Annotated in this window: 8 protein-coding genes; 2 read left to right on the top strand and 6 right to left on the bottom strand. The window is 52.6% G+C overall.

All coding sequences use genetic code 11. The features are described 5' to 3' along the window. Positions 1–272: 272 nt before the first annotated feature. Together KDM89_RS04365 and KDM89_RS04370 are read right to left on the bottom strand one after the other, a co-directional pair. A complete protein-coding gene (locus KDM89_RS04365) occupies positions 273–743 on the bottom strand; it encodes a cyanophycin metabolism-associated DUF1854 family protein (RefSeq protein WP_212686732.1) in 471 nt (156 codons plus the stop codon). Further along, positions 743–3,001, bottom strand: coding sequence for a cyanophycin metabolism-associated ABC transporter (locus KDM89_RS04370; RefSeq protein WP_212686733.1), 2,259 nt, complete (start codon positions 2,999–3,001; stop codon positions 743–745). Before KDM89_RS04370 ends, KDM89_RS04365 begins: the two co-directional genes overlap by 1 nt. A gap of 371 nt (positions 3,002–3,372) precedes the next feature. On the opposite strand from KDM89_RS04370, the gene KDM89_RS04375 reads away from it, so the two are divergent. Continuing rightward, positions 3,373–5,535 carry a cyanophycin synthetase gene (locus KDM89_RS04375; protein ID WP_212686734.1) on the top strand — a complete coding sequence of 721 codons (2,163 nt, stop codon included), beginning with the start codon at positions 3,373–3,375 and terminating at the stop codon, positions 5,533–5,535. 118 nt (positions 5,536–5,653) lie between these two features. Next, positions 5,654–8,224, top strand: coding sequence for a cyanophycin synthetase (gene cphA, locus KDM89_RS04380; RefSeq protein ID WP_212686735.1), 2,571 nt, complete (start codon positions 5,654–5,656; stop codon positions 8,222–8,224). A 79-nt stretch (positions 8,225–8,303) separates the two neighbouring features. Here the strand turns inward: cphA and KDM89_RS04385 are convergent, their stop codons facing one another. From KDM89_RS04385 to KDM89_RS04400, 4 genes are all read right to left on the bottom strand, one after another. Beyond that, the gene (locus tag KDM89_RS04385; protein ID WP_212686736.1) at positions 8,304–9,290 is read right to left on the bottom strand and encodes a response regulator; all 987 of its coding nucleotides are present in this window, start codon (positions 9,288–9,290) and stop codon (positions 8,304–8,306) included. Beyond that, positions 9,290–12,934 carry a PAS domain S-box protein gene (locus KDM89_RS04390; protein WP_212686737.1) on the bottom strand — a complete coding sequence of 1,215 codons (3,645 nt, stop codon included), beginning with the start codon at positions 12,932–12,934 and terminating at the stop codon, positions 9,290–9,292. The genes KDM89_RS04385 and KDM89_RS04390 overlap by 1 nt, the downstream gene beginning before the upstream one ends. A gap of 240 nt (positions 12,935–13,174) precedes the next feature. Further along, positions 13,175–13,627 (bottom strand): ribonuclease HI, encoded by a 453-nt coding sequence (gene rnhA / locus KDM89_RS04395; protein WP_212686738.1) that lies wholly within the window; start codon positions 13,625–13,627, stop codon positions 13,175–13,177. After that, the gene (locus KDM89_RS04400) at positions 13,620–14,378 is read right to left on the bottom strand and encodes a class I SAM-dependent methyltransferase (protein WP_212686739.1); all 759 of its coding nucleotides are present in this window, start codon (positions 14,376–14,378) and stop codon (positions 13,620–13,622) included. Before KDM89_RS04400 ends, rnhA begins: the two co-directional genes overlap by 8 nt. Positions 14,379–14,397: the final 19 nt, after the last annotated feature.

The raw sequence follows: 14,397 nt of genomic DNA on the forward strand, positions 1-14,397 counted from the left end.
TTAGTTGCGCCGCTTCTCTATGCAGATATCGTCATCTGCAATTTTGGAAACACCGGACTTTCTGCCGACGACCGGCAGATCGCTATGCTGAACACCGCATTTGAGGCGTTTTTTGCCTGAAACTGACAATCACGGTTACCTGTGCACCTTGCCAGCTTTGAAAACAAAAAAACAAAAAGACAAAAGCACCGTCTGCTGACCGGCAAACGGTGCTTTCGGTTTGAGCTGCTACCTGATAGCGCTTCAGCATCAGGTAACTGCGAACAGCAGAATTACAGGAAACGATCGAGAATACGACGGCTGTTTTTATCGATACTGAACATGTCGCGGATCAGAAACTGAATACCGTGATTGTCAGTAATAATCAGCGATTTCGCGCCGACGCGACGTATGTCTTCATCACCTTTCAGCACGAAATCCGTTGTACCGCGATCGGTTTCGACTGTCCATGTGCAAGGCATGGCGAAGCTGGTCAGTGTCACGATGCGCTGAATTTCCGGCATGAATTCACGGCCTTCCAGTTCGGCTCTGATCAGTGCCTGCTGTGCTTGCGGAAGATCGGCCAGCACATCAATCCACGCCACCTCGCGGCCATCCGTCGTCACCAGAGAAATGCAGTTGTCAGGCGACTGAATCGGAAATGCGCGTACCGGATTCACGCCTTCAAACACTTCTCCGGCGGCATTGGTCAGCACCAGTTTGCCAAAGCTGTCTTTGCTCAGTTGAAAACTCGCAACACTCATTATTCTTCTCCTGCCAGCGCGGCATTGCGTGCCTGTGCGTTGTACAACTCAAAGTACGCACCTTGTTTTTCCATCAATTCATCGTGACCGCCGACTTCCACAACTTGCCCACGATCCAGCACCACCAGCCTGTCTGCTTTGTGCAGCGTCGATAAACGGTGCGCAATCGCAATCGTGGTACGGCCCTGCACCAGATTATCCAGTGCTTTCTGAATTTCTTTTTCTGTCTGCGAGTCGACCGACGACGTTGCTTCATCCATGATCAGAATTTTCGGATCAATCAGCAAAGCACGCGCAATAGAAATCCGCTGACGCTCACCACCGGACAAGCCCTGACCGCGCTCACCCACCATGGAATCGTAACCCTGCGGCAAACGCAGAATGAATTCATGGGCATGGGCAGCACGGGCCGCCGCCATGATTTCTTCACGGGTCGCATCCGGTTTTCCGTAAGCGATGTTTTCTGCAATCGTGCCGAAGAACAGGAATGGTTCCTGCAGAACCAGACCGATGTTGCGACGGTAATCCGATACTGCATACGAGCGGATATCGTTGCCGTCGAGCAGAATTGCGCCTTCGGCTACGTCATAGAAGCGGCAAATCAGATTGACCAGTGTACTCTTGCCGGAACCACTGTGACCGACCAGACCAATCATTTCGCCGGGTTGTATTTTCAGATTAATACCACGGTTAACAGCACGGTTGCCGTAACGGAAACCGACTTCACGCAATTCGATTTCGCCTTTGATGGTATCGATTTTTTTCGGATTTTGCGGATCAGGTACGCTGGAAACATGATCCAGAATATCGAAAATCCGCTTAGCAGCGGATGCCGACTTTTGCGTTACCGAAACGATACGGCTCATCGAATCGATACGACCGTAGAAGTTGGAAATGAAGGCGACCGATGCCACCAGCGAACCCACGGTGATTTCATCATGCGCCACCTGCCAGATACCGAAAGCCCATACGACCAGCACGCCCAGATCGGTCAGGAAAGACACCGTCGGTGAAAACAAAGACCAGACTTTGTTCAGCTTGTCGTTAACTGCCAGATTATGCTTGTTCGCTTCACGGAAACGCTCTGCTTCGCGCTTCTCTTGTGCAAATGCTTTGACAACGCGGATACCCGGAATCGTGTCGGATAACACGTTGGTCACCTCACCCCAGACGCGGTCAATCTTTTCAAAGCCGGTACGCAGTTTGTCGCGCACCAGATGAATCGCCCATGCAATCAGCGGCAAAGGCATCAGCGTAACCAGCGCCAGCTTTGTATTGATCTGCAGAAGTGCAACTGCAGTCATCACAAACATCAGCACGTCCGTCAGGAAATCCAGCAAGTGCAGGGACAGGTAAACGCAGATACGATCACTTTCGCTGCCGAGGCGTGACATCAGATCGCCGGTACGTTTACCGCCGAAATATTCCAGCGACAAGCGCAGCAAATGTTCATACGTGGTGGTACGCAAATCAGCACCGATGCGCTCGGAAACCAGCGCCAGAATATAGGTTTTACCCCAGCTCAGCAGCCACGCCAGCACAGCAGAACCCAGCAAGCCGCCGATATACAAACCGACCAGCTGCGGATCAACTGACTGATGATGCTGATACGGAATCAGCACTTCATCGGTCAGTGGCTTGGTCAGATAACGCGGAATCATATGCGCTGCAGTACCGAGCAGCATCAGCGTAAAGCCAATAAATAAAGGCAAACGGTAAGGACGGGCGAAACGCCATAAACGGAATAAAGTCCAGGTGGATGGCGGTGTATGCACAACCTTGGTACAGACCGGGCACTCTTCTTCATCCGCTTCCAACACAGCCTTGCAGCTAGGGCAGGTATTCTGCTCTTTTTGTGTTACCGGTTGCTGCGTCAGAAAACTGTGTAATTGCTCTTTAAACTGGTCCAGCAAGCGGATCGCCTGCAAATTATGCCCCAGCGTAAAACGCCAGCTTTCGATTAGCCCGTTCTGATCCGTCAGCTGTAAATGACCTACGCCTGCATGATCATGATGACTGAGCGTCAGCCCGTCGCGAAAGCCGGTGCGCTGCCAGCGGTTTTCACCGGCCGGACAGGAAATCAGGCCCTGATCGGTCAGTGCCAGTACGCCGCTCACAAAACGCAAACGGCTGTCTAGGTCAACCTCCAGCACTGCCAGCACGTTTTCACCTGCATTCAGTTGCTGTTTCAGCTGAGACTGCCATCGTTCAGGCAGGCTGAGCACCGGTTGTCCGGCGCTGGATAATATCGTGGTCATCGTGAAGCAAACTCCGCCAAAAAGAGCGTCCCCGCGTTAATCGGGGTCAAAAATTGGTAAAAATCAGCCCTGCACATCCCCTTATCGGGATGTTCCGTATCACGGAGGAGGCAATTTACGGTATTCTATCGAAAGAAAAATGATCAAACGCTACTGATCAAGAGGATTCAGGCTGTTGCGCTGGCGCGCAAGTATATCGCAAGCGCGTCGCACGTTTCCGCTTTGTCGAGAATATATCCGTGTCAGCCCCCGCTAACGGGTTCGCTGCGCTGATGGTTGACATTCGCAGCCCGAAGACTACCTTGTGAAACAAACTGATCACAGAATGACAAGACCCGGCAACGTGTTGCGGGACTCTGGAAATGACATACATGACAACAAAGAAGAAAGACATTGAGATTCTCCGCGTCAGTTATCTGCGCGGTCCGAATATCTGGACCTACCGTCCTGTAATTGAAGCCTGGCTTGATATAGGCGGCCTTGAAGACTTTCCTTCTAACCTGATTCCCGGACTTTACGAGCGCCTGACAACGCTGCTGCCCGGTCTGATCGAACATCGCTGCGGTGTCGGCGAACGTGGTGGTTTCCTTGAGCGCCTGCGTGAAGGCACATGGGCGGGTCACATCCTGGAACACATTGTTCTGGAACTGCAGAATATGGCCGGTATGCGTACCGGTTTTGGTCAGACGCGCTCTACCAGCGAAATCGGCGTCTATAAAATGGCGTTCCGCACACGCGAAGAATCTGTTGGCCGCCGCGCACTCGCGATTGGCCGCGATTTACTGATGGCTGCCATCAATGACGAAGCTTTTGATCTGGAGCCATTAATCAGCGATCTGCGTGATCAGGTCGATTCCCGTTGTCTCGGCCCGAGTACTTCTCACATTGTGGATGCAGCAACAGATCGCCGCATCCCGCATTTGCGTCTGTCGTCCGGCAATCTGGTTCAGATTGGTCATGGCAAAGCACAGCGCCGTATCTGGACCGCAGAAACAGACCGCACCAGTGCAATTGCTGAAAGTATTGCCAGCGATAAAGATCTGACCAAATCCCTGCTGAAATCTGCCGGAATTCCGGTGCCGGATGGCGCACTGGTATATAGCGCAGCTGAGGCATGGGAAGAAGCGCAGGATATCGGTTTGCCAGTCGTGTTAAAACCCTATGACGGAAACCACGGGCGTGGCGTATCACTGAATCTGATCACCCAGGCAGATGTTGAAGTTGCGTACGAACTGGCTGTGCGTAAAGGTGGCAGCAAAGCAGTTATAGTCGAAAAATATATCGCAGGCGATGAGCACCGCATTCTTGTTGTCGGTAATCGCGTCGTTGCAGTCGGAAAAGGCGAATCTTTATGGATCACTGCCGACGGCACTTCGAATGTACAGCAACTGATTGATGCACAAATCAATACAGATCCGCGTCGCGGCACAACTGAAGAATTTCCGCTGAATATCATTGACACCAGTGAAGCGGCCGAAGTAGTGCTGGATCTGGCGCGTCAGGGTCTGACTGGTGAATCCGTGCCGCCTGCCGGACAAAAAATTCTGATTCAGCACAATGGCAACGTTGCGCTGGACGTTACCAGCGAAATTCATCCGGAAGTGGCGCGTGTAGCATCTCTGGCTGCACGTGTCATCGGCCTTGATATCGCAGGTATTGATCTGGTTGCAGAAGACATTTCCAAACCACTGGAATCACAGGGCGGCGCGATCATTGAAGTGAATGCCAGCCCCGGATTGCTCGCTCACATCAAACCTTCCAACGGCCCTGGCCGTAATGTTGGCGAAGCCATCATGGCGCATTTATTTGCACCGGGCGAAACCGGTCGTATCGACGTGATCGGTATTTCCGGCAGCCGCGATACAACACTGATTGCCCACCTGACCAGCGCACTGATCCGAATGAATGGCAAATACACCGGCGTCGCTTCTCAGGATGGTTTATACCTGAACAACCGTCTGGTCACCAAAGGTAATTGCACACGCTGGGAAGATGGCGAACGTTTGCTGATTAACCGCTCAGTCGAAGCTGCAATTTTCGAAAACAGCCCGCGCAATATCCTGACGGATGGTCTCAGTTATGACCGCTGCCGTATCGGTATCGTTACCGATATGCCGGACACTGCAGATCTCAGCGAATTTTATATTTACGATGCTGACCAGATGCGCAAAGTCATCCGAACGCAGGTCGATGTCGTTTTAGCGGACGGTGCGGCAGTTCTGAACGCAGCGGATACCGAAGTTGCCGGACTGACAGAACTGTGCGACGGCGATGTCTTGCTGTACGCCGTCAATGCTGATCTGGACGTTATCCGTGAGCACCGCGCAAACGGTAAACGTGCGGTAGTGGTAAAAGACGGTGCCATCACGCTCGCGCAAGCAGAAACGGAAACCGTTCTGATGCCGGTTCAGGCATTGCCTGCAGCGCTGGCAAGCAAAACAGAGAGTGTACTCGCTGCTGTTGCAGCGGGATGGGCTTTGGATGTTGAGCCGGAACTGATGGCTGCTGGCCTGCGCACTTTTCACGGTAAGTAATCAACGCATAATACTGCAGCGGCAAAACGGAATCTGATCCGGTGTCGCTGCGACAATGACAGGCAGCGCCGGACTCCGGCCTGCTATCTTGAATGCCCTTTTAACAGGACAAGGTTTTATGGAAGTATCCCGTATCCGCGCTTTGCGCGGCCCTAACCTCTGGAGCCATCACACCGCAATGGAAGCCATCGTCAGCTGCAGTGAAGCTGAACGCTCTATCGCAGAGCTGCCAGGGTTCGAGGACAGGCTGCGCGCACTGTTTCCTGAACTGAGCATTTTGCAACCGACAGGACACAACGATGCCGTACCGATGGCACACGTATTTGAACTGACCGCGCTGGGACTGCAGGCGCAGGCCGGCTGTCCTGTAACATTCAGCCGTACAACACAGACTTTAGAAGACGGCATTTATCAGGTCGTCGTCGAATACTCTGAAGAACAGGTTGGCCGTCTGGCGCTGGAACTGGCTGAAAAGCTGATTAAAGCAGCATTACATAACGAAGAATTCGATTTGGCCGCCGCGCTGGACCAGTTGCGTGAGCTGGATGAAGATGTGCGCTTAGGCCCTTCAACCGGTGCCATCGTCAATGCAGCCGTTGCACGCAATATTCCTTATCGTCGCCTGACCGAAGGCAGTCTGGTTGTATTCGGCTGGGGATCGCGTCAGCGCCGCATTCAGGCGGCGGAAATGGATATCACCAGCGCGATTTCGGAAGCCATTGCGCAAGATAAAGAACTGACCAAAAAGCTGCTGCATGCGGCAGGTGTTCCGGTACCGCTGGGCCGCTCGGTGAGCAATGTTGATGACGCCTGGGCTGCAGCACTGGAAGTTGGTTTGCCTGTGGTTGTTAAACCGCAGGACGGCAATCAGGGCAAAGGTGTCACCGTGAATATCACCACCCGCGAACAGCTGGAAGCTGCCTATCAGGCTGCTACTGAGTTTCGCGACGACATCATGGTCGAACGCTTCCTGCCGGGCAATGATTTCCGCCTGCTGGTGATTGGTAACAAACTGATCGCTGCGGCACGTCGCGACCCGCCGCAAGTGGTGGGTGACGGTAAATCAACCGTCCGTGCGTTGGTTGAACAAGTCAATAAAGATCCGCGTCGCGGCAGTGGCCACTCCACTTCGCTGACTAAAATCAAATTCGATGACATCGCACTGGCGACGCTCGCAAAACAGGGATTCAACGCAGAATCAGTCCCTCCAAAGGGTCAGCGTGTTGTATTGCGCAACAATGCCAATCTGTCGACCGGCGGAGCTGCAACTGACGTGACCGACGATGTGCATCCGGAAGTGGCTGCACGTGCTGTGGAAGCGGCGCAAATGGTTGGTCTGGATATTTGCGGCGTCGATCTGGTATGTGACAGCGTACTGAAACCGATTGAAGATCAAAACGGCGGCATTGTTGAAGTCAACGCTGCGCCTGGTTTGCGTATGCACTTGTCGCCATCATTCGGCAAAGGCCGTGCTGTCGGTGAAGCGATCGTCGATGCCATGTTCGATGAAAATGATGATGGCCGTATTCCTATCATCGCTGTTACCGGTACTAACGGTAAAACCACGACTGTGCGTCTGACTGCACACTTGCTATCGGAAAGTGGTCTTCGTACCGGCATGACGAATACCGATGGCGTGTATGTCAACGGTGTACAAATCGACAGTGGCGACTGCAGCGGTCCGCGCAGTGCGCGTAATGTACTCTCGCATCCTGATGTGGATGCCGCAGTGTTTGAAACAGCACGCGGCGGTATCCTGCGCGAAGGTCTGGCCTATGACCGCTGTCAGGTAGCGGTAGTGACCAACATCGGCGCGGGTGATCATCTGGGCCTGAATTACATCACCACGGTGGAAGATCTGGCAGTTCTGAAACGCGTGATCGTGCAGAACGTGGCGGATAGCGGCTACGCGGTACTGAACGCAACAGATCCTATCGTGGTCAGCATGGCTGCTAACAGCCCGTCTCAGGTCATTTTCTTTGCAGCGGATAAACACCATCCTGTGATGGCTGCGCATCGCGCACAAGGTAAACGGGTTGTATACGTTGAAAATGGTTATCTGGTTGCAGCTGAAGGCAAAGAGAAGCAACTGATCCCGCTAGCCGATATCCCTATTACCCGCAACGGCACCATCGGCTTCCAGGTGGAAAACGTGATGGCATCGGTGGCCGCTGCATGGGCAGTGAACGCCAGCTTCGAAGCGATCCGTCGCGGTCTGAAGAGTTTTGCCAATGAAAACGATAATGCACCGGGCCGCTTTAATATGTTCAGCTATCGCGGCGCAACTGTGATCGCTGATTACGGACACAATCCGGATGCAATGATCGCTCTGGTCAAAGCTGTTGAAACCATGCCGGCTAACCGTCGTTCCGTCGTTATCAGTGGTGCCGGTGACCGCCGTGATCAGGACATCCGTCAGCAAACCGAAATCCTCGGCAATGCGTTCGAAGATGTGATTCTGTATCAGGATCAGTGTCAGCGTGGCCGTGCCGATGGCGAAGTGATTGCGCTGTTACGCGAAGGCCTGAAAAACGCGACGAAAACCCGCCGCACAGATGAAATCACCGGTGAGTTTGTCGCTATTGACCTCGCACTCAGCCGTCTCGAAACAGGTGATCTGTGTCTGATTCTGATTGATCAGGTGGAAGAAGCACTGGCACACATTGCAAAACGCTGTCAGGAAGCCTGATAGCAGGCTGCAGCATTTGTGCTTTCTGTGCTCAAAAAACAAAAAGCCCCCGAGTACCGGGGGCTTTTTCATTGAGACTTCAGTCTGCCCAGCGTTTCTGAATCTCTTTGATTTTTTGCTCTAACTTCAGAAAATGCTCCACAAGTACAGGATCGAAATGCTGCCCTGACTCATTGCGAATAAGTTGCATTGCATCCTCAAACGACCAGGCTGATTTGTACGGGCGAACGCTGGTCAGTGCATCGAACACATCGGCTATCGCCACCATTCTGGCTTCCACCGGAATCGCTTCGCCTGCAAGACCTGCAGGATAGCCGCCACCATTCCATTTTTCATGGTGACAGCGAGCGATACGGGCAGCCATTTGCAACAACTCGCCCTGACTTCCCTCAAGGATTTGCGCACCGATTTCCGAATGCGTACGCATCACCGCCCACTCTTCCGCATCGAGTTTTCCGGGCTTGCGTAAAACCGCATCCGGAATACCGATCTTACCGATGTCATGCATCGGTGCAGCACTCAGCAGCATATCGGCAAAGGCCTCCGGATAGCCCGCAGCCAGTGCCAGCTCGCGCGCAAAATAACTCATACGCACAACGTGCATGCCGGTTTCATTATCTTTGTATTCCGCTGCCTTACCCAGTGTCTGAATAATCTGCAGACGGGTACGTTCCAGCTCCTCCGTCCTGACCAGAGACAAGTGTGTTTTTACCCGTGCGCACACAATGGCAGGGCTGACTGGTTTAGTGATGTAATCAACCGCCCCGGCTTCCAGACCACAGGCCTCATCACTGGTTTCCGCAAGCGCAGTGACAAAAATGACCGGAATCGATCTGGTTTCAGGGTTAGCCTTCAGTGAGCGGCACACTTCCAGACCACTCATACCCGGCATCATCACATCCAGCAAAATCAGATCAGGGCGCGAACGCTGCGCCAGTTCCAGCGCTTTTTCGCCGTCTTTCGCAAATTGCAACTGATATAAATCCTGCAAAATCGACCGCAGCACCTGCAAATTTGCAGGCTCGTCATCGACTACCAATATGCTTGCCCGTCGTTGTTCCATCATTATTTCCTGTCCTCCGCGTCCTGCAGCAATCTAACCGCCAGCTGTAACGCGAGATCAAAATCAAATTCGTCAATTGCATCTGATAAGGCTTGCATCGCCTTCATGCCAAGCTGAAGCTGCAACTGATCCAGCATGCCCGCATCAATCCGGCCATCTTTCAGCAAAGGGATCAATTGATGCAATACATTGATCACAACAACAAAATCCATCTCTCCGCCGGCGTCGGCCTGATCCTGATCCCCTGCCTGCAATATGCTGAGATGAACTGCGTCAATTGAGTTGTGTAAGCGTTCGAGATCACTCTCTGAAAATCCGCCCTGCGCTTCGGCAATAGCCGCCACTTCTGCAATTTCCTGTAATCCAAGGTTTTGCGCTGCACCTTTGATTCTGTGTGCAAAGCCAGACTCAGCACTATGCTCCGCCATTTCGGCAGCAGTCCTGCGCAGAAATGCCTGTACTGCCGTTATCAAAGCTGCTTCTGAACCCCAGCGTGTTACCGCCTGTTCCCAGCTGCTACCTTTGTCACGGCTGCGCGGGCTGATAATCTGGCTATCCGAATTCCCTGTCAGATTGAGTTGCAATACCCTTGCGATTTCTTTTTCCAGCTCAGGTAAATCAACCGGCTTGGTAGCAAATCCCAGCATACCCGCCTGACGCGCCTCTTCACGGTCTTTACTTAGAACGCTGGCTGTCAGCGCAATAACTACCGGTGCAGCCCTTCCTGCATCCGATGCCAGTTGATGCAGCATACGTGTCGCCTGCAACCCGTCAATGTCCGGCATTTGCACATCCATCAGCACAACATCAAAGGTATGCTGCTCAAACAATCGCACTGCTTCGTGACCGCTGCCAGCAGTCATCACCTTATGTCCGCGGGGCCTCAGCAGTAATTCAAGCAATTCAAGATTTTCCGGCACGTCATCTGCAATCAGTATCTTCAGCGGTGGCAATTCCATCTGCTGCGCGGTTACGGTATTCTGTGCATGGCGCGATACGTGTACTGGTACCCGCACGGTAAAACAACTACCTTCACCTTGTGTACTGACGACACTGATTTGTCCACCCATTAATTCTGTCAGCTGACGCGCAATTGTGGTGCCAAGTCCCGTTCCGCCGAAGCGACGCGTCATGGATGCATCCGCTTGTGTAAACGGCGCGAAAATTGCGTCAATTCTGTCTGCGCTGATCCCGATACCGCTATCCTGAATCGATAAAATCAAATCCGGCGCAACATAATCTGCGGTGAGAGTAACACTGCCATGTTCTGTAAACTTGACGGCATTCCCAAGCAGATTTGTCAGTACCTGCCGTAAACGCAAATCATCGGCATGAATCAGCGCAGGCACCCCGGGACGCAAAATCTGGTGCAGTTCAATCCCTTTCTGAGATGCCTGCAACTGGAAAGTATTCACAACCTGCTGCAGTAAATCAGGTAGCAAGCAATCCCGCAATTCAAGTTCGATTGCACCACGTTCAAGCTTCGCTGTATCAAGAATGTCGTTCAGCAAACGCAACAATGAACGGGCAGACTGCAAAACGGTGCGAACATGCTTTTCCTGTTGCACATCGAGCTTCGTCCCCATCAGAATTTCCGTAAAACCCAGAATCGCGTTCATCGGCGTGCGAATCTCATGGCTCATATTCGCGAGAAACATCCCTTTCGCTGCGGATGCCGCTTCCGCCCGCTCTTTTTCTCGGATCAGATCACGTTCAATACTCTTACGCAGCGATAAATCGGCCGCCAGTTTCACGATTTTCCACGGCTTGCCATCAGCATCCGGAATCGGATTGTAGGCAGCCTGAATCCACACATCCTGACCATGTTTTCCGAGTCTGTGATATTCCCCGCTCTGGAAACGGCCTGCACGCAGGTTATCCCAGAACATCTGATAAGATTTTTCCTCAAAATCGTCTTTCGGGCAAAGCATACGGTGATTATGCCCAACAACTTCTGTCTCGCTGTAACCTGTCAGCATCAGGAACTGGTCGTTGACGAACAGGATATTTCCCTGCATATCAAACTCAGCCACCACCAACGCTTTTTTTATCGCAGTAACGATACCGGCAAATTCAGCAGATTGTCGCTTAGCATCTGAAATATCGAACATAACACCGTCCATCCACTCAGGATTTCCGTGCTCATCAAATACAGCTCCTGCGCTTTCAGCAATCCATTTTTCCTGACCATCTCTCGTCAGAATACGGTATTCCAGATTCCATGAATGTTGCTGACGTAAGGCAGCATTAACCTGTTCGCGAACAAGCTCAATATCATTCGGATGAATCAGGTCAGAAATACGAATCTGGCCCGACGTAAAATCGTCGGCACTCCAGCCGGTCAGGGTGATCACGGAATCGCTGATAAACATCTTGCTCCAGTCGGCATCGGGCTTACTGCGGAACACGACACCGGGAATATTCGCAATCAGCGTCCGGTAGCGGCGCTCGCGTTCCAGAATATCTTTTTGCATAGATGCCTGCCGCGTCATATCGGACACGTACGCAATCAGCAATGCCTCAGCACCACCGCCCACCTGCCCGACAGCGAGGCGCGCCGGAAAAGTTTTCCCATCCAGCCTGCGCGAACGCACCCACTCACCAGCTCCCAGTTCAACGGTATCGCCCGGCTCAAGGTAAATATCCAGCGAACCGTCAGCCGCTGGTGTGAAAACAGTCGGAAAAAAAACAGTCAGTGAAATACCGTGCAATGCATGAACCGGTGCGCCAAGAATACTGGCGGCGGCAGTGTTCGCTGAAATAATCGTACCGCGCCGGTTACAAGTCAGAATGCCATCCAGCGATGTATTGACTGTTGCCTGTAAACGGGACTGAATCTCAAGGTTGTAGCGGTATATCTGCACAAATCTGAGCAGAAAATTTCCGGCCAGCACTACAAAACCTGCCGCTACTGTGCCGCCCGCAACGGCTCCGGTCAGCACAAGGTGATTTTCATCAATGCTGGTGAGACTGGTCCAGCGGGGAAAGCCGATAAATCTGGCGGCAGCCATACCGGTGTAATGCATACCCGAAATTGCCAGCCCGAAAAAACTGCCTCCGATCAGCAAACGGAATACCGCTGGCAGGACTTTCGTTTGCTGAATCCGTTGCCAGACTGCGATTGCGAGAATTGCAAGACCGACGGCAACCGCGATGGACAGCGCAAATAATGCCGCGTCATAACGCAGCAAGCTGACCATGCGCATCGCCGCCATACCGCTGTAATGCATCAAACCGATACCCGCACCGAGAATCAGTCCGCCTCCGCATAACTGCCATCGCGTCAGATCCCTTCGCTCCATGATCATCAGCGCAACCCAGGATGCAAAAATACCCGGAAGGACGGATAAACCTGTCATCAGCGGATCATACGATGCGGAAACACACAGGCTTTGAGCCAGCATACCGATAAAATGCATCGCCCAGATGCCGATACCCAACGCGACCGAACCGCTGAGCAGGGCAACTTGCCGGTGCCAGCGCTGGCGTGCTTGTTTTGCCAGACCGGCAACCTGCAACGCGAGCACCGAACTGAACACGGCAATCGCGACCGACAGCACCACCATGGCGGTGGAATACTCGCCCTTCAGATACAGTCCTGCAGGGACGATATCACTGACAAAAAAATCACTCCACCATGATTGCATCGTTTCCCCTGAGCGACGGCATCGCCGACTTGCTTTGACTTTTATACAAACAGAAATACAAAGCATGAAAAGCTTTGACTGTGTAGCACATTATGGCTGAGAAAAAGACAATTTGCCGGAGAAAACGGCTAGGGCAGAATTTAACAAAATGCCGGTGGCAACGGGGTTAAAGCGAAATACTGCTCCATAGTCAGGTGCACAAAGCTGATAACTTCACCAGATTTTACAAATGTGCAGAGATTATTGGCCGGAATTACCCTGCCGGACAGACTCCACACCCTGATTAGCGAGTTGATCGGCCAGCTCATTACCTGGATTGCCGGTGTGTCCGCGTACCCAGATCCATTCAATCTGATGCGTCTGACAAGCAGCATCCAGCGCCTGCCATAAATCTACATTTTTGACCGGTTCTTTGGAGGCAGTGCGCCAGCCACGGGCTTTCCAGCCACTGATCCATTCAGTAATACCCTTCAGCACATACTGGCTGTCAGTATGCAGTTTGATTTCACACGGGCGTTTCAGTGCGGATAAGGCTTTGATGACCGCCATTAACTCCATACGGTTATTGGTGGTTTCCTGTTCTCCGCCAAATAATTCTTTTTTGTGCGCGCCGGATTCCAGCACCGCACCCCAGCCGCCAACGCCGGGATTTCCCTTGCAGGCGCCGTCGGTATAAATCGTGACTTTATTCATGCGTTTGTTTATTTACCTGATTCACTGCCGGCACTGCCTGTGCCCGGCGTGCACGTTTTTTTTTCCATGCAGGGCCAATTAAATGCATACCACGTACCCGTTTGACCGCCTGCATCACATACACCGCCCCGAACACCGGCCACCAGCGCGTTCCGGCTTTTTCTGTAAACTGATAGCGCTGCAACCATTTTTCCGAACGGAACGGCGGCGCGTAGCAACCAAAATGCGTGGCACTGACTTCCATATTCAGCAACTTCATCCAGTCGCGCAAACGCGCCGGACTGATGAATTCACCTTCTTTTGGCAGATAGTAACGCTGGCGCAAACGGTCGGTCGCCTGCCGCATCCCCCACAGACTGGCGCGGTTAAAGCCACTGATAATCACCCGCCCTTCCGGAATCAGAATACGCTCAACTTCACGCAGAATCTGATGCGGTTCCTCTGCAAATTCCAGCACATGCGGCAACACCACCAAGTCCAGACTTTGTGACGCAAACGGAAATTCAGCAAAGTCATGCAATATCGCAACACGAGGATTACCAAAGCTGCGTCCTGCCTCTTCCTGCGCAATCCAGCGGTGCGGCATACGACTGGCGCGTAGTGCATCAATTTGCGGTAAACCAACCTGCAATGCGTGGTAACCAAAAATGTCCGGTGTCAGTTGATCAAACAGATTCTCTTCCCAGCGTTTGACGTACTGACCGGCAGGCTGCTGCAGCCAGGCATCGAGGTCTATAATGTGTTTTTCCAAAGCTTTTCCGAATGGATGA

The organism is Cognatundibacterium luofuense (genome assembly GCF_018139685.1).
Taxonomy (GTDB): domain Bacteria; phylum Pseudomonadota; class Gammaproteobacteria; order Burkholderiales; family Burkholderiaceae_D; genus Undibacterium; species Undibacterium luofuense.

What these genes read in the sequence shown, in the direction of transcription:
- KDM89_RS04370 (WP_212686733.1), bottom strand. Translation starts at nt 3,001, where the DNA reads ATGACCACGATATTATCCAGCGCCGGACAACCGGTGCTCAGCCTGCCT.
- KDM89_RS04385 (WP_212686736.1), bottom strand. Translation starts at nt 9,290, where the DNA reads ATGATGGAACAACGACGGGCAAGCATATTGGTAGTCGATGACGAGCCT.
- rnhA (WP_212686738.1), bottom strand. Translation starts at nt 13,627, where the DNA reads ATGAATAAAGTCACGATTTATACCGACGGCGCCTGCAAGGGAAATCCC.
- KDM89_RS04390 (WP_212686737.1), bottom strand. Translation starts at nt 12,934, where the DNA reads ATGCAATCATGGTGGAGTGATTTTTTTGTCAGTGATATCGTCCCTGCA.
- KDM89_RS04375 (WP_212686734.1), top strand. Translation starts at nt 3,373, where the DNA reads ATGACAACAAAGAAGAAAGACATTGAGATTCTCCGCGTCAGTTATCTG.
- KDM89_RS04365 (WP_212686732.1), bottom strand. Translation starts at nt 743, where the DNA reads ATGAGTGTTGCGAGTTTTCAACTGAGCAAAGACAGCTTTGGCAAACTG.
- cphA (WP_212686735.1), top strand. Translation starts at nt 5,654, where the DNA reads ATGGAAGTATCCCGTATCCGCGCTTTGCGCGGCCCTAACCTCTGGAGC.